The sequence below is a fragment of the Zhengella sp. genome (assembly GCF_041397485.1).
In the GTDB taxonomy this organism is placed as follows: domain Bacteria; phylum Pseudomonadota; class Alphaproteobacteria; order Rhizobiales; family Rhizobiaceae; genus Zhengella.
This window is the reverse complement of sequence record NZ_JAWKWO010000003.1, coordinates 54,463-70,327: the sequence shown is the minus strand read 5'-3', so window position 1 is coordinate 70,327 and position 15,865 is coordinate 54,463. Positions and strand designations below refer to the sequence as shown.

The 15,865-nt window shown below is 61.7% G+C and carries 18 protein-coding genes; 8 read left to right on the top strand and 10 right to left on the bottom strand.

What is annotated here, in order from left to right:
- The first annotated feature begins 20 nt into the window (after nucleotides 1-20).
- Nucleotides 21-479 (top strand): MaoC family dehydratase, encoded by a 459-nt coding sequence (locus R3D65_RS10080; protein ID WP_371275100.1) that lies wholly within the window; start codon nucleotides 21-23, stop codon nucleotides 477-479.
- Between the two features lie 4 nt (nucleotides 480-483).
- On the top strand, nucleotides 484-1,365 hold the full coding sequence (locus tag R3D65_RS10075; protein ID WP_371275099.1) for a CoA ester lyase: 882 nt from the start codon (nucleotides 484-486) through the stop codon (nucleotides 1,363-1,365).
- A gap of 19 nt (nucleotides 1,366-1,384) precedes the next feature.
- Here the strand turns inward: R3D65_RS10075 and R3D65_RS10070 are convergent, their stop codons facing one another.
- Nucleotides 1,385-2,191 (bottom strand): cell envelope integrity EipB family protein, encoded by an 807-nt coding sequence (locus tag R3D65_RS10070; protein ID WP_371275098.1) that lies wholly within the window; start codon nucleotides 2,189-2,191, stop codon nucleotides 1,385-1,387.
- Between the two features lie 147 nt (nucleotides 2,192-2,338).
- Between R3D65_RS10070 and R3D65_RS10065 the strand changes: the two genes are divergently transcribed.
- The 4 genes from R3D65_RS10065 to R3D65_RS10050 all read left to right on the top strand — a co-directional run bounded on the left by R3D65_RS10065 (nucleotide 2,339) and on the right by R3D65_RS10050 (nucleotide 5,333).
- Nucleotides 2,339-2,803, top strand: a complete 465-nt coding sequence (locus R3D65_RS10065) for a RidA family protein (protein ID WP_371275097.1) — start codon at nucleotides 2,339-2,341, stop codon at nucleotides 2,801-2,803.
- 3 nt (nucleotides 2,804-2,806) lie between these two features.
- Nucleotides 2,807-3,538 (top strand): glycerophosphodiester phosphodiesterase, encoded by a 732-nt coding sequence (locus R3D65_RS10060; RefSeq protein WP_371275096.1) that lies wholly within the window; start codon nucleotides 2,807-2,809, stop codon nucleotides 3,536-3,538.
- Nucleotides 3,539-3,583: 45 nt separating this feature from the next.
- Entirely contained in the window at nucleotides 3,584-4,789 is a 1,206-nt protein-coding gene (locus R3D65_RS10055) for a GNAT family N-acetyltransferase (RefSeq protein ID WP_371275095.1), read from the top strand.
- A 115-nt stretch (nucleotides 4,790-4,904) separates the two neighbouring features.
- The gene (locus tag R3D65_RS10050; protein ID WP_371275094.1) at nucleotides 4,905-5,333 is read left to right on the top strand and encodes an HIT family protein; all 429 of its coding nucleotides are present in this window, start codon (nucleotides 4,905-4,907) and stop codon (nucleotides 5,331-5,333) included.
- Between the two features lie 52 nt (nucleotides 5,334-5,385).
- Here R3D65_RS10050 and R3D65_RS10045 read toward each other — a convergent pair whose 3' ends face one another.
- The 7 genes from R3D65_RS10045 to R3D65_RS10015 form a co-directional block, all read right to left on the bottom strand.
- Nucleotides 5,386-6,483, bottom strand: coding sequence for a phosphatase PAP2 family protein (locus R3D65_RS10045; protein WP_371275093.1), 1,098 nt, complete (start codon nucleotides 6,481-6,483; stop codon nucleotides 5,386-5,388).
- A gap of 212 nt (nucleotides 6,484-6,695) precedes the next feature.
- Nucleotides 6,696-7,661 carry a phosphatase PAP2 family protein gene (locus R3D65_RS10040; RefSeq protein WP_371275092.1) on the bottom strand — a complete coding sequence of 322 codons (966 nt, stop codon included), beginning with the start codon at nucleotides 7,659-7,661 and terminating at the stop codon, nucleotides 6,696-6,698.
- A gap of 45 nt (nucleotides 7,662-7,706) precedes the next feature.
- Nucleotides 7,707-8,072, bottom strand: a complete 366-nt coding sequence (locus tag R3D65_RS10035; protein WP_371275091.1) for an AzlD domain-containing protein — start codon at nucleotides 8,070-8,072, stop codon at nucleotides 7,707-7,709.
- Complete coding sequence (locus tag R3D65_RS10030; protein WP_371275090.1) at nucleotides 8,069-8,827, bottom strand: AzlC family ABC transporter permease; 759 nt, start codon at nucleotides 8,825-8,827, stop codon at nucleotides 8,069-8,071. The genes R3D65_RS10035 and R3D65_RS10030 overlap by 4 nt, the downstream gene beginning before the upstream one ends.
- A 134-nt stretch (nucleotides 8,828-8,961) precedes the next feature.
- Entirely contained in the window at nucleotides 8,962-11,439 is a 2,478-nt protein-coding gene (gene clpA, locus R3D65_RS10025) for an ATP-dependent Clp protease ATP-binding subunit ClpA (protein ID WP_371275089.1), read from the bottom strand.
- A 7-nt stretch (nucleotides 11,440-11,446) separates the two neighbouring features.
- Nucleotides 11,447-11,806: an ATP-dependent Clp protease adapter ClpS gene (gene clpS / locus R3D65_RS10020; protein WP_371275557.1), complete on the bottom strand. Its 360-nt coding sequence runs from the start codon at nucleotides 11,804-11,806 to the stop codon at nucleotides 11,447-11,449.
- A 250-nt stretch (nucleotides 11,807-12,056) separates the two neighbouring features.
- Complete coding sequence (locus R3D65_RS10015; protein WP_371275556.1) at nucleotides 12,057-12,383, bottom strand: phasin family protein; 327 nt, start codon at nucleotides 12,381-12,383, stop codon at nucleotides 12,057-12,059.
- Nucleotides 12,384-12,663: 280 nt separating this feature from the next.
- Between R3D65_RS10015 and R3D65_RS10010 the strand changes: the two genes are divergently transcribed.
- Entirely contained in the window at nucleotides 12,664-13,944 is a 1,281-nt protein-coding gene (locus R3D65_RS10010) for an SPOR domain-containing protein (RefSeq protein ID WP_371275088.1), read from the top strand.
- 88 nt (nucleotides 13,945-14,032) lie between these two features.
- The gene (locus tag R3D65_RS10005) at nucleotides 14,033-14,290 is read left to right on the top strand and encodes a hypothetical protein (RefSeq protein WP_371275087.1); all 258 of its coding nucleotides are present in this window, start codon (nucleotides 14,033-14,035) and stop codon (nucleotides 14,288-14,290) included.
- 14 nt (nucleotides 14,291-14,304) lie between these two features.
- Here the strand turns inward: R3D65_RS10005 and R3D65_RS10000 are convergent, their stop codons facing one another.
- Nucleotides 14,305-15,243, bottom strand: a complete 939-nt coding sequence (locus tag R3D65_RS10000; RefSeq protein WP_371275086.1) for a division plane positioning ATPase MipZ — start codon at nucleotides 15,241-15,243, stop codon at nucleotides 14,305-14,307.
- Nucleotides 15,244-15,387: 144 nt separating this feature from the next.
- On the bottom strand, nucleotides 15,388-15,819 hold the full coding sequence (locus R3D65_RS09995) for a DUF1489 family protein (RefSeq protein WP_371275085.1): 432 nt from the start codon (nucleotides 15,817-15,819) through the stop codon (nucleotides 15,388-15,390).
- Nucleotides 15,820-15,865: the final 46 nt, after the last annotated feature.

Genomic DNA, 15,865 nt, shown 5'->3' with positions numbered 1-15,865 from the left:
CAACGAGGGAGAGGTGATCCATGGCCGGTCTTTGGCTGGAGGAATTCGAGGTCGGGCAGGTCATTCGCCACCCGCTCACCAAGTCCGTGACGGAAAGCGACAACATGCTGTTCTCGGTTATGACGCTGAATCCGCAACCCCTGCACATCGATTTCGATTTCGCGGCCCGGAGCGAATGGGGCAAGCCGCTGGTCAATTCCCTGTTCACGCTGGGCCTGATGATCGGCATTTCCGTGCATGACACCACGCTGGGAACCACGATCGGCAATCTCGGCATGAGTGAGACGGTGTTTCCCCACCCGGTTTTTCACGGTGACACGATCCGCGTCGAGACAGAGGTGGTGTCGGTGCGCGAATCGAAATCCCGGTCCGACAGGGGCGTCGTCGAGTTCGAACACCGGGCCTTCAACCAGGAGGGCACGCTGGTGGCGCGCTGCGTCCGCCAGGCCATGATGCGCAAGCGCCCGGCGGAGGCCTGACCCGATGCGATCCCTGCTTTTCGTTCCCGGCGACAGCGCACGCAAGCTGGAAAAAGGCCTTGCCTCGGCCGCCGACATCCTGTTGATCGACCTGGAGGATTCGGTCGCCGTTGCGGCCAAGCCGGACGCGCGCAAGCTGACGGCCGAAACGCTGGCGGCCAACGTGCAAGATCATCCCGGCCGTCTCTTCGTGCGCGTCAACGCGCTCGATACCGGCCTGACAGGGGCGGATCTCGATGCCGTCATGCCCGCCCGTCCGGCCGGCATCATGCTCCCGAAGTGCAACAGTGCCGCCGATGTCATGGCGCTCGACGCGCTTCTGGGGGAAGCGGAATCCGCGCACGGGCTGGAAGTGCGTTCGACACGTCTGTTGCCCATCATTACGGAGACCGCTGCAGCGGTACTCAATGCCCACAGCTATGCCGCCGCGTCGCTGCCGCGCCTTGCCGGCCTGACATGGGGAGCCGAAGACCTGTCCGCCGACATCGGCGCGCGCACCAACCGCGATCCGGACGGCACCTATACGGATGCCTTCCGCCTGGCGCGCACCGTTACGCTACTGGCGGCCAACGCCGCCGGGACCGCACCCGTTGACACGGTTTTCCCCGCCTTTTCCGACATGGCAGGTTTCGAGCGTGAATGCCGGGAGGCCGAACGCGACGGTTTCACCGCGAAAATGGCCATTCATCCGGCACAGGTGGACATCATCAACCAGATTTTCACGCCGTCGGGAGAAGCGATTGCGGAATCCCGCGCTGTTGTCGAGGCATTCGCGGCTGCCGGCAATCCGGGCGTCGTTGCCATCGGCGGCAAGATGTACGACCGGCCGCATCTGCGCCGCGCCGAACGCATCCTGGCGCGCGCTGAGGCCGCCGGCATCATATGATGACCGGAATACCGCCCGCCTAGTCGCACTTCCGCGTGGCAAGCAGTTCCAGGTCGACCAGTTGCCCCTTGATCCGGAAGTCGCCGTAATCGGTGTCGAAGGCACGGGCGATGCCGCTGTCATGCAGCTTGAAACCGATCCGGTAGATCGGTGTCGTATCCGATTCGGGCTGCGGATCGTCGAAATATGCGATCGAGACCGGCCAGTAGGGTTCGTGGGCGAGCGAATCGCTGGCAGCGAGCTCCTCGTCGTCTTCGGACGCCTGCTTGCGGGATCCGATGACAACGGTCGTGGTCAGCACCTTGTCAGCACCTTCCGTTCCATCGAAGATCGACGTTTCGTAGAAATGATCGCCGTTGCGCGCCCGGTCCAGCAGGTCGATCATGTGTTCGGCCGGAAACAGCGCGGGCGTCAGACGCACCGTAACCTCGTCCGGCTTTTCCAGATCCACCTTCACCCCGCCGGAAACGGCATGCGCCGTTCCTTTCACCTCCTTGTCCAGATGCTCATCGACATAGGACTTGGTGACGAAAGTGAAGAGATCCTGCTCGGGATTCTCGTATGTGGCCACCTGCTGGTCGATGAGGCGGGCGTTCTGCTCCGTCTGGAACTGGGTGACAGAGCGGAAACTGACCGTGTAGCCGTCACAGGGCGAGCCGTTGAACTCGTAGACCATCCGCCCGCTGACGCCTGAAATGCCGGACCGGTCGGTCGCATCCACAAGGCTCAGATCATAGACCGCGCGATGCGGAGCCAGTTGGGGACCGGCCAGCGCCGGCACGGTTCCGCAGGTGATGACAACGGCTGCAATCAACGATACGCGCATGTATGGTTCCTGCTCTTGCGCCACGGCTTGCCACCATGGCATGTCTTGCCTGCATGTGCCGCCCCGCTTTGGCATTTTCATGGCCGGGCGGCCACCACTGCATGACACCGTATTATTCCAGTCCTTCACAAAAAGGAAAAGCCGATCATGGGAGAAACCGCCGAGCAGCGCCTCGCCGCCATGGGGATCGATCTGCCCTCCCCGGCTGCGCCCGCCGCCAATTACGCACCCTTCATGCAAAGCGGAAACCTGCTTTTCACGGCAGGTCAATTGCCGCTCAAGGATGGCAAGCTGACCGCGACCGGCCTGCTTGGCCAAGAGCTGGACACGGCCGCCGGTGCCCAGGCCGCCAAATGGTGCGCGGTCAACATTCTCGCACAGGCAAAGATGGCGCTTGGCTCGCTCGACCGGATTGCGCGGATCGTCAAGATTTCCGTCTTCGTTGCCTCCGACCCCGGCTTCACCGAACAGCATATCGTCGCCAATGGCGCATCCGACCTTCTCGTCGATGCGTTGGGCGACAGGGGCCGCCATGCCAGATCCGCCGTCGGCATGGCCGCCTTGCCGCTTGGCGCACCGGTCGAGATCGAAGCGATAATCGAGATAGCCTGATCCATGCCTGCGCTGCGCGATTGGCTGACCGCCCGCCCCATTGCCCATCGTGGCCTGCATGATTGCAATCATCTTGTCTGGGAAAACACGCTTTCGGCCTTCGATGCGGCAATCGAGGGAAACTTCGCCATCGAATGCGATGTCCGCCTGACCCTCGATGGCGTTCCGGTGCTCTTTCATGACGATCAACTGAAGCGCCTGACCGGACGGGAAGGACTGGTCCACGAAACCCGGGCGGAGGACCTTCAGGCGATGACGGTCGGCGCAACAGCCGATCGCGTACCCACTCTGGATACCATGCTTGCCCGCGTGGCCGGACGGGTGCCGCTGGTCATCGAATTGAAGGGCGTTGAGGGGTTTGACGGGCAGCTCGTTGCAGCCGTCGGCCAAAGGCTGGCCAGCTATGACGGCCCGGTCGCCATCATGTCCTTCGATCATTGGCTCATCCGGCAATTCCGAACGGCAGCGCCAGGTGTTCCAGCCGGACTGACAGCCATGGGCACAAGACCGGATCAGCTTGAGGCGCATTTCAGCATGCTGGCGCACGACATTGATTTCACGTCATTCTATGTGGACCAGATCGACAACCCCTTCGTCCGGATGATGCGCGCGACGCTGAACCGGCCGGTCATCACATGGACCGTACGCACGCCCGGACAGGTGGCCGCCACCCGCGCGCTGGCCGACCAGATGACGTTCGAGGGATTCGACCCCGATTCGATGATACAGAACTGAATGCGCGATGCTTGTCACACACCTGGACCGCGATAAATCTTGACCATGGACGAGACCGAACCGCCAGATCAGGACAGCATAAGCCTGCGCGCCGTCGCAGGCATGGACGGATTTGACCCGCTGGCATGGGCGGGATTGGGTGGAACAAGCCGTCTCGGGCCGGGTTCATACAATCCGTTTCTTTCCCATGCATTCCTCTCGTCACTGGAAGAATCGGGCTGTGTGACCCGTCAGACCGGCTGGTTGCCGCAGCACCTTGCTCTTGAAGCGCCCGACGGGCGGCTCATCGGCGCGGTCCCCTGCTATCTGAAATCACACAGTCAGGGCGAATACGTCTTCGATCACGGCTGGGCCGATGCCTTTGAGCGCGCAGGCGGGCGCTACTACCCGAAGCTCCAGGTTTCCATTCCGTTCACGCCCGCAACCGGACCACGCCTGCTGGCGCCGGCGAGCGCGTCGAAGCCCGACATACAGATCGCGCTGGCAGAAGGGCTGAAGGCCTTTGCCGGTCAACTCGGCGTTTCCTCCGTCCACGTCACCTTCGCACCAGAGGGCGAGGCGCGGATACTGGAAGAGCACGGCTTTCTGCACCGGATCGACCAGCAATTCCACTTCACCAACCAAGGCTATGCGGGTTACGAGGATTTTCTTGGCACGCTCGCCTCACGCAAGCGCAAGGCGCTGAAGAAGGAACGCCGTACCGCACTGGAAAACGGTATATCCGTGGAATGGCTCACTGGCAGCGATCTGACGGAGAGCGTCTGGGATGATTTCCATACGTTCTACATGGATACGGGCAGCCGCAAATGGGGCCGGCCCTATCTCAACCGCCGTTTCTTCTCGCTCATCGGCGAGCGCATGGCCAACGACATCCTGCTCATCATGGCGCGGCGCGACGGGCGCTACATCGGCGGCGCAATCAATTTCATCGGTGCCGACACGCTTTATGGCCGCCATTGGGGATGTATCGAGGACCACCCTTTCCTGCATTTCGAGATTTGCTATCACCAGGCCATCGATTTCGCCATCGCGAACGGCCTTCGCACCGTGGAAGCGGGCGCGCAGGGTGAGCACAAGCTGGCGCGCGGCTATCTGCCTGTCACCACCCATTCGGCGCACTGGATCGGCCACGAGGGCCTACGCAATGCGGTTGCCGACTACCTCGAACACGAACGCCGCGATGTCCGCCAGCTTGGCGACCTTCTCGCCGGTCACGCTCCATTTCGCAAGGAAGGCGACGGAACACCTTGATTTGCCGGCAAAGCTGTCGGCAGACGCGTCCCGCCGTGAACGAAACACTTGACTGGGTGGCCGGGAAACCGCCATCCGGTCCTTGACCATTCAACCAGGATGATGAGAGGAACCCATGTCCGCTGCCTATGACAATGACAACGTCTTCGCAAAGATCCTGCGCGGCGAGATTCCGTCCCACAAACTCTACGAGGACGATGACACATTTGCATTCATGGACATCATGCCGCGCGGTGACGGCCATTGCCTGGTGATCCCGAAGCGCCCTGCCCGCAACATTCTCGATGTCGATCCGGAAAGCTACGCCGCCGTTGGCCGAACCGTCCAGAAAATGGCCCGCGCCGTCATCAAGGCTTTCGGTGCCGACGGCGTGACAATCCAGCAATTCAACGAACCGGCCGGTGGCCAGGTCGTTTTCCACCTCCACGTCCACGTCATCCCACGTTTCGACGGCGTGAAGCTGAAGCCACATACCGGTGACATGGAAGACCAGGACATCCTCGCCGCCAATGCGGAAAAGATTCGCGCCGCCCTGGATGCCTGAAAGCGCTGGCAAAGCCAGGAGCCGGTGAACGGCTCCTGCAAATCCTGTCATTTCACCGGGCCGGTGTTTCCTGGCGCGCCATCTTGCCGGCCAGTTTCCAGGCAGCAACGGAAATCAGCGCGCCAGCGTAACCGTCGACCGCATAGTGCCAGGCAAGAACGACGGACCCGATCTGGATGATTGCGGCATAGACCCACATCACGATCGCGAACCGTTTGCTGATCGAGGATGCCGCGAGCGCGAAAAGCACGGCTGTCGCGACATGCATGGAAGGCATGGCCGAAATACCCGCCGAACCGTATCGTTCGCCCGAATAGCCATCCCACAACGTGTCCTGGACGTTGATCGCCCAGACCGGGACCACCTCGCTCGCCGCCTTCAGATGGGCCATCAATCCGGCATAGTTATCTCCCTCTCCAACCAGGGCGTAGAATGCCGGCCCCGCTGAAGACAGGCCGGTGGCGATGAGGAAACCGCCAACAAACCACACAACCATGAAGGCAATCATGTATTGCCGCCGCAGGAGCGCGAAGCGGCCCGTCAGAACGCCGCAGATCAGGAAATAGCTGACCAAGACCGCGAACCAGACATTGTAGGCCACGTTCATCGCCAGAATCGCGTAGGGCGAACCGAATGCTGGCATCAGCACATCATGCGGCAGATAACCGAAATGCAGCCAGCGGTCGGCCTCGGAGAAGAGCCTGTCGAACGCGAACGGCTTCAAGACCGCAATGGCGGACTTCAGAATGCTGAAGCCTGACGCAAAGATCGTGAAGACAGCAAGCGTGCTGGCAAAAACATGAATACGGCCATCGCGGGATGAGAAACGGCTCAGCGTTGCTCCAAGGCTGCGCAACGGCGAGCCGGTTGGGTCGCGCCTTGCATGGCGGAACAGTTCGACCGCCATCCAGATCGCCAGCATCAGTACGCAATAGAGGGCTGTCTGGCCAAGAAATCCCTGCACAAGTTCCATGTCCGGGCGAATACCCACGACAGGTTTGAGCGCGTGGGCGGTCAGCAGCGCCAGTCCTGCTATCAGGAAAAGCAGGCGATCGTGCCAAAGCTGCCGCCCCAGGGCCGAAACGAAGGCTCCGCTGCGCGCGAGCCGGTTTCCCCGGCCTGGTAAAACCTTGATCTGTGAATCGGACATGCGGCACCCTCCGCAATGCTGCTGGCAAATCTTGTTGCGCGGCCCGAAAGCCGCTGTTGATGCCCCGTTCTTGCAGATCGGGCTTTAAATGCCGTTAAGTCATGGAGATACGACCAGACACTGGAAGACGGCAAAAAGAGATCCGACCAGTCCGGCTCCGCCGCACGAAACCGGAAGGTCAAGCACTTGTCTGCCGTCCGGAAAGGCGCTCTTCAGGCATCGGCGCAGGCCGGCGTCCCGGCCGTGGACGCGACGGCGGCCGCTTCCTGCGCCAGCTTTTCGGTCCAGGCACAGAATACGCCCGCCAGATACCAGCAGAAAACGGCGATCGAAACGCCCGCGAGGACATCGCTCATGTGATGCCCGCCATCCACCGGTGTCGCCAGCAGGACCAGCGCGTTGAGAATGAAGGCCGGCACGACGAAGCGGCGCGCCGACAGGAAAGCAAGCATGATCAGGACACTCAGCGTGCCATGGTAGGAAGGAAAGGAGATCATGCCTTTCAACGTGGCGAAATCGAGCACACGGGCGCCCCCGTCGCGCAGCTGGAAATAGGTTTCCATGTAGTCGACGTTCACGAATGGTTGCCTTGTGACGAAGAAACTATCCGGCGGCTGTATCGTGCCGACAGCGCCTGCCGACGGCAGCAAACCGGAAATGACGATACATGAGAGCGCACCGAGCATGATCGAAGCCATGAAGCGCTGTGTCAGCGCAGTACGCCCCGTGAAACTGCTCCAGATCACCAGCACCGTGACCTGGGCAAGGGAACTCATGTAGGCAACCATGGAAAGCGGCCCGAAAACCGGGTGATGGATCACGTAGTCCACGTATCCTTCCCAGTCGAACCCCAGGGCCGCATCGATGGCAAGAAGATAGCTGTCGATCGGCGGACGCCCGGTCGACAGGACCAGATAGCTGAAAATGGCGGCGGCAAGGGAAAATGCGACCAGGGCGGCGATTTCCTCGCAGACGATCCCGATTTTCCGATCCTGCGGATCGCGGAAATGCCGGTAGAACTGGCCGAGTCCGAGGAGCAGTCCGATCATCACAAGGGCAGTTATGGCGCTTTCCACCCGGATGGTGAAATCGCTGGCCATGATCCAGAAAGTGTCAACGAGCGCAAGCATCGCGATCACCAAGGCCTTGGCGAAGATCTGTATGTCCGTTGCTTTCATGGCCGGCCCCATGTCAAGAATTGAAGCCAGCCTATCCTGTCCCGGTTAGAACCGGGTTAAAGGCAAGAGGAACATGCCTGCCAGCAAGGCCGCCTCCGCCGCGAGGATCCCGGCGATCATGCGCTTGCCGGCAATCAGGTAAGCCAAGAATCCGATGGCAAGCGCCCCTGTCCTGACGGCAACCGGCAAGCCTGCGAGCGGTCCCTGCGGATAAACGACAAGATTGCCGATCACCGCGGCCACCAGTGCCGTGGCAATGCAGCGCACGAGAACAAGCCATGGCGAGTTTTCGTCGAGACGCCCGCCAACCGCCACACCTGCCCATCGCCAGATGTCGGTCGGCAGCCATCCGGCCACCGCGATGAAGACGAAGGGCCACCACCAGGCGGTCTCGCCATGAAACATGCTCATTCCTCCCGCCGCGTCCGTGTTGTCGCGGCATGAAAGGCGAAAGCGCCGAGGCCTGCGATGAGACCTGCCGCCAGCAGGTCGAAGCCCGGCAGGACCGGATGAAGGACCGGCCCCAGGACCATGCCTGCGATCATTGCTCCATGGCTCGCGCGCTCGCGCGCCGACGACCAGAGCGAGAACAGGAAATAGGCCGGCGTCAGGAAGACGAGCGCTGCCGACGCCAACGGCGGCAAAGCCGCCGCTGTTCCGTAGACGACCACCAGAACAAGCAGCATGCCGGCGACCAGCGTGCAGCCGATTCCGCCATAGAACGCTGTGCGGAATGCGCGCGGCACATGACGAAACCGCTCCATGGCCAGAACCCAGGACGTGACAGCGACGAAATGCGAAAGCAGGTAAAGCACCCAGTTCCGGGTCCCGCCCGCCCGCATCTCCGGTACGATGGCCACAACCATCGGCATCAGTCGCACCGATGTCAGCGTGACCGCGATTGCCGCCGCAGGCAGGGATGCACCGGAAGCCATGGCTCCGAGAAGCACGATCTGAGCCGGCAATGCCCAGATGATCGCGGTCATGAAAGCCGCTTCGGCAAGACTCAGGCCCGTGTCGCGGGCGATGGCGCCGAAACCGATGAAGGCGCCGCACAACAACAGGCCAGGCAGCGAGATGGCCGTGCGTGCACCACGAAGAAACCAGGCACCGGTCTGTCCCGGTTCAACCGGTTCACGTGTTGTCGGAGGATATGGCGTCGTCATGGCATGCGCATAGCATTCCCGCCCGGCCCGTGCGATGCGAAAAAACCTGTTCTCCGGATCAAGCGTCTTTCACCGGAAAAACGAAAACGGGCCGCCCGAAGGCAGCCCGGAATCCGATTCGTGAGCGGTGCGGCTCAGTCTTTGCGCGGCACTTGCGGAACACCGGAGCGGCGCGCGGACTTCGGCGTATCGTCATCGGGCTTCTCGGCCGGTTTGGCCGCCTTGGCGCGCGGTTTCCTCACCGCTTTCGGCTTGTCCGCAGCCTTCGGCTTGCCTTCCGGATCTTCCTTTTTCGGCTTCACCGGCACGTCGTCGGCAATGGATTCCAGCTTCAGGCCGGTCTTGCCGTCATCCTTCTCCTCGACGCATACGCGCACCGTGCCGCCCTTTTTCAGCTTGCCGAACAGCACCTCTTCCGCCAGCGGCTTCTTGATGTGCTCCTGGATGACGCGGCCGAGCGGCCGCGCGCCCATGCGTTCGTCGTAGCCCTTGTCGGCCAGCCAGGCGATGGCGTCCGGGGTCAGGTCGAATGTGACGCCCCGCTCCGAAAGCTGCGCTTCCAGCTGCATGACGAATTTCTGCACCACCTTGTGGATCACCGGCACCGGCAGGGAGCCGAACGGGATGATCGAATCGAGACGGTTGCGGAATTCAGGCGTGAACAGCTTGTTGATCGCCTCCATGTCGTCGCCTTCCCGCTTCGACGAACCAAAGCCGATCGCGGCCTTGGCCATGTCGGCTGCGCCGGCATTGGTCGTCATGATCAGGATCACGTTGCGGAAATCGATCTTCTTGCCGTTATGGTCGGTCAGCTTGCCGTGATCCATGACCTGCAGAAGGATGTTGAACAGGTCCGGATGCGCCTTTTCGATCTCGTCGAGCAGCAGCACGCAATGGGGATGCTGGTCCACGCCGTCGGTCAACAGACCACCCTGGTCGAAGCCGACATAGCCGGGAGGCGCCCCGATCAGCCGCGAGACCGTGTGCCTTTCCATGTATTCCGACATGTCGAAGCGCAGCAATTCCACGCCGAGCGAAGAGGCAAGCTGCTTGGCCACCTCCGTCTTGCCGACCCCTGTCGGGCCGGAGAAGAGATAGCAGCCGATCGGCTTGTCGGGCTCGCGCAGCCCGGCCCGCGCCAGCTTGATGGAGGAAGCTAGCGCCTCGATGGCCAGATCCTGGCCATAGACCGTGGTCTTGAGCTTGGATTCCAGGCTGGCCAGAACCGCTTCATCATCGGCCGAAACCGATTTCGGCGGAATACGTGCCATCGTGGCGACCGTTTCCTCGATTTCCTTGACGCCGATCTGCTTGCGCCGCTTGGAAACCGGCAGAAGCATTTGCGAAGCGCCTGTCTCGTCGATCACGTCGATCGCCTTGTCAGGAAGCTTGCGGTCGGAAATGTAACGCGCGGACAGTTCCACCGCCGCCTTGATCGCGTCATTTGTAAACTTGACCTTGTGGAAGTCCTCGAAATAGGGCTTCAGCCCCTTCATGATCTCGATGGCGTCTTCCAGCGTGGGTTCGTTCACGTCGATCTTCTGGAACCGGCGCACAAGCGCGCGGTCCTTTTCGAAGAACTGGCGGTACTCCTTGTAGGTCGTCGAGCCGATGCAGCGGATCGCGCCGGAGGAAAGCGCCGGCTTGAGCAGGTTGGAGGCATCCATGGCCCCGCCAGACGTCGCGCCAGCGCCGATCACCGTGTGGATCTCGTCGATGAACAGGACCGCGCCGGGGAAATTCTCCAGTTCCTTCACGACCTGCTTGAGGCGTTCCTCGAAATCGCCGCGATAGCGGGTTCCTGCCAACAGCGTTCCCATATCGAGCGAGAAGATCGTGGCGTCCCTGAGAACCTCCGGAACCTCGCCCTCGACGATCCGCTTGGCCAGCCCCTCGGCAATGGCCGTCTTGCCCACGCCGGGATCGCCGACATAAAGCGGATTGTTCTTGGACCGGCGGCACAGAACCTGGATCGTGCGGCTGATCTCGGACGACCGCCCGATCAGCGGATCGATCTTGCCGGCCCGCGCCTTGTCATTGAGGTTGATGCAATAGGCGCTCAGCGCATCCTGCTGCTTCTTCTTGGCACCGGCATCCTCGTCGCTGCTGCCGGAAGCGGTATTGCTCTGCTCCTCTTCCGCGCCGCGCGGCGGACGTGCCTGGCTGGCGCCCGGGCGCTTGGCAATCCCGTGCGAGATGTAGTTGACGGCGTCGTAACGCGTCATCTCCTGCTCCTGCAGGAAATAGGCGGCGTGGCTCTCCCGTTCGGCGAAAATCGCCACGAGAACGTTTGCGCCCGAGACCTCTTCCCGTCCGGAGGACTGGACGTGGATCACGGCCCGCTGAATGACACGCTGGAACCCGGCCGTCGGCTTGGAATCCTCGTCATAACCCGTCACGAGATTGTCGAGCTCGGTATCGAGATAATGCGTGATCGTGCGGCGCAACTCGTCGAGATCGACATTGCAGGCACGCATCACCGCCGCGGCATCCTGATCCTCGAGCAGCGCCAGGAGCAGATGCTCCAGGGTCGCATATTCGTGATGCCGCTCATTGGCGAAAGTCAGGGCCTGGTGCAGCGCTCTTTCGAGGCTTTGCGAGAAAGCCGGCATGAAATCCTCACTTTTTCTCCATCACGCATTGCAATGGATGCTGGTGCTGGCGGGCGAAGTCCATCACCTGGGACACCTTGGTCTCCGCCACCTCGTAGGTGTAGACGCCGCATTCGCCGACACCGTGATTGTGCACATGGAGCATGATCCTTGTGGCGTTTTCGCGATCCTTGAAAAAAAACCGCTCTAGCACGTGGATGACGAACTCCATGGGCGTGTAATCGTCATTGAGCAACAAGACCCTGTACAGACTGGGTTTCTTCGTCTTCGGCTTGGTCCGGGTGATCACGGACGTTCCGCGGCCCGTTCCGTTACCTTCGCCGTCTTCGGCCGTCATCCTCACCGAGTGCCTTTCCGCTGTCGTCATCATCGCTTCTTTTCGGGCCCGGTTCGTTCTCTGTCCTGTCACACGGCTATCATGTAGTTTGCCTGAGACAGATTTTAAGGCCTGCCCTGCGCCTTGCAAGGGTCAGCATTGCTGTCGGCATCAAGTTTTGCACACCGGGCCGGCCGGACCATTTCACGGAACCCGCCACGGCACAACGAAACGGCCCCGCCGCGATGCGCGACGGGGCCGCCTGAAAGCTGTCGGATGCCGGCGGAGGCCGGCCGCCGGATCACTTGGCCTTGGTCATGGCCGATTCGAACGGCTTGTATGCTTCCTTGGCGAGATCGGCATAAAGCTCGCTCATCTTGGTCGCCTGGGCCATGAACTGCTCATAGGCGCTCTTGGCATATTCGCTCTGCAGCTCGATCGCCTTGTCCATGGACTTCACGCCGGAGAGCTTCTCGAAATAGCCGGAGCCCATCTCCATGGACTTCTTGGCATATTCGGCCGACTCGGTCGCGATGCTCTGGAAAGCCTTTGACATGGAAGCATAGGACTTCAGGCCATTGTCCATCATTTCCTTGGAGGCGGCGTTCATGTCGTCGAAATTCTTCATCATCGGGTGGGCCTTTCGATCACGGAAGATCATCTTGTTGCGATGCACATATATTGGTGTGCAGCGCACAAAATGTCAAGCGGGCCGATGCAATTCAGAAGCGTGGAATAGATCAGTTTCTATTAATGATTTCGTCAACAATTAAGCAAGTGCGAAAAATCGCATTCACACCTCGCTTACCATAAACGGATTGGTAACGCTGATGACGCAAGATGGCATTTGTCCGTTCTGGCGGCAGCCGCCGTCCCTGAAAGGAAACTCAAACCATCCAGGTGCGATCTTGCGTGCATTCCTTGCGTCCGTTGTCTCTCTCGCCCGAAAAACGTCCCTGGCCGCGCTTGCCGGCCTCTCGGTTGCCGGTCTGCTTGCCAGCGCGGCGCCGGGCCTTGCCAACTCGAAATATGCCGGCATCGTCGTGGACGCCAACACCGGCAAGACCCTCTACGAATCCAGCGCAGATTCCCTGCGCTACCCGGCTTCGCTGACCAAGATGATGACCCTCTACATCGCCTTCGAAGCGCTGAAGGCCGGCAAGGTTTCCAAATCGACCCGCATCCCCGTTTCCGCCTATGCGGCGGGAAGGCCGCCGTCGAAACTGGGCCTGCGCGCCGGTCAGACCATCAGCCTTGAATCCGCGATCTATGCGCTTGTCACGAAATCAGCCAACGATGTGGCATCAGCGCTCGGTGAATATTTCGGCGGTTCCGAAGCGGGCTTTGCCAAGATCATGACCGCGAAGGCACGTGCGCTCGGAATGAGCCGAACGGTTTTCCGCAATCCCCATGGCCTGCCCGATGCCCGGCAGGTCACCACCGCGCGTGACATGGCCCGCCTGGGCATCGCCCTGCGCGAGCATTTCCCGCAATATTACAGCTATTTCTCCACCAGGGTCTTCACCTATGGCAAGCGCCGCTACCGCAATCACAACCGCCTTCTGGGCAAGGTTCGCGGCGTTGACGGCATCAAGACCGGCTATACCCGTGCCTCGGGCTTCAATCTGGTATCGTCCGTACGCAGCGGCAAGCGCAGCATCGTCGCTGTTGTCATGGGCGGCCGGACCGGTGCCAGCCGCAACGCCCAGATGAAAAAGCTGATCGCCGCCTATCTGCCCAAGGCCTCCACACGTGACCGGGGAAATCTCGTCGCCAGGGGCAAGGCTGCGCCGGTACAGGTTGCCGGCATTCCGCCCCTGCCGCGCACCGACATTCCGGTGCCTTCCAGCAAGCCGGTTTCCGTGGCCACCACGACATCCGTGGCGAGCGCGTCGTCGACGCCGCTTGTCGACCCGGTGAAGACGGCGGCCGTCCCGCCGGCGACGGGTTGGGTGGTACAGGTCGCTTCCATGCCGTCGCGCGATGAGGCCGTGCAGTTTCTCGACCGGATCAAGGGGAAGGCCGGCGCGGTTCTGGCAAGTGCGGAAGGGTTTACGACAACCTTTGAAAAGGACGGCACCCTTTACTATCGCGCCCGCTTTGGCGGCTTTGCAGGCAAGGATGCGGCCTGGAAGGCCTGTTCGTCGCTCAAGCGCCGCAAGATCAGCTGCTACGCGACAGAGCAATAGCAGCGCCCACACCGGCCGACAGGCCGAAGAGAAACCTTTGTCGCCCCATTCTCCGGGGCTCTGTAGATGCGTAATTCGGGGAAATGTCATGATACAGCAGAACCATGTATCCGCGCCTGGATCGGTTTCCGCACAGGCCTTGACGCCGGCAAATCCGCTCGTCACCGCGCGGGATGCCCTTGCCTCCGGCCGGAAGGCCACACGTCTGCGTACGCGCGATCTTGTCGGCCTCCTCATCTGCCATGGCGCGCGCGCCCTGCGCCAGTCGCGCGAACCGGTCGCCGTGCGGTTGCGCGTCGAGGGCATTCGCGGCGCAGTCGCGGTTCGCTACAACTATCGGGGCTGAGGGCTGCCGCCGCGTCAGTCGGCAAAGATGTCCGGCATGGCGATCGGCTGGCTGGCGCGTGCCATGAAACGGCGCCTGCGGTCGGCCCTGCGCAGCCCCTCCTCTCCGATCGGCAGGCGAAGCGTTGCCACGAGTTGCCGGATTTCCTGGCGTGCGGCCAGATGAGAGAGCGTGGGACGGGCTCCCAGCACGCGATCATCCAGTTCGTCCAGCGCCGTCAGGCCGAGCGGGAAGAATTCCCTGAAAATCACCCGTTCCGAAATGCCATCGGCCAGGCGGAACCCGAGCTTTGCGGCCAGTTTGCGCAAGCCATTGTCCACCTTCAGCTCATTTCGTGACGATATCGTCGCCATGCGGTTGCGCACGACAACCCAGTCCAGGATCGTGTTGTCCGTGGCGCGGCGCTCCCGGCGCGCATCCCGTACCGAATGGGCATAGGGTGACAGATCCACGACATCGTCCGAAACGGGATCGATACGCCCGAGGACATCGAAATCAACGAAGCTGTCGTTCATCGGCGTTATCAGCGTATCGCAGATGCGGTGCGCCAGCCGGTTGAGGTAAGTGTCCGATCCCGGCGTGTCGATGATGATGAAATCGTGTGTCTGCTCGACATCGGCAAGGCCCTCCATGAGGGCGCGCATTTCGGCGTTCTCGCTCTCGGCAACAATCGCGCGCCGCGCGGCCGGGACATGGAAGTGCCGCGGAATTTCCAGCGCGAGGCTGGAGCGGGCGGCCCAGCGCCGGCGGTTTTCGACGTAGCGTGTAAGGGACAGTTGCCGCGCATCGAGGTCGATGGTGGCAACCCTGTTTCCGGCCTTCAGGAGAGCGATGGCGACATGCATCGCGGTGGTCGATTTGCCCGATCCGCCCTTTTCATTGCCGCAGACAATGACATGGGCTGCCTTGCGGCCGCCTCCCGGCTTCGGCCTGGACGAAGCAGACATGAACATCGCTTGCTCCCCGGCACTTCGTGTGCCCGATTGCAAGATTGCCTTGTGGGGCAACCGGTTGCAAGCCTCATGCCCTTGCGGAAGTGGATTCTTGCCGACGTGGTAAACCGGCCCGCGCTGTCCCGCGGCCTGGCAACAGCCTTCCTATAACAGCCCCAGTTCGGAAAGTTCCGTCTCAAGATCGGCCGGCAGCGAGCCGTCCGCGCTGCCGGAGAGGTCCGCCGGTGCGTCTTCCGGCTTGAGATAGCGCCATCCCTGGAACGGCCGTTTGGGCACCGGCCGTGTGCGCACGAGCGCCGGCTCCAGCACAAGACGGCAGCGCTGAACGCCATCCTCGCCCTGGAATGTTTCGACGTCGAGGATGGTCTGACGGCAAAGCACCATGCCCTTGATGACCCAGTAGATCGAACCGCCATCGAGCACGTCCGGTATCCGGCGCGGAACCATCCGCGTCGTATGCCAGTACCTGTCGCCCAGACCGGCCGCCTTGGCCTGCGCGCAGCGATGCGCGATCCAGCGCTCCAGATCGTCAACGCTGTCCGTGCCAACCGACAATTTGATAAGGTGCAGGGTCATGACCGGCAATCTATCGGTCGCCGCTCCGCTTTCAAGCGTCAGCTTG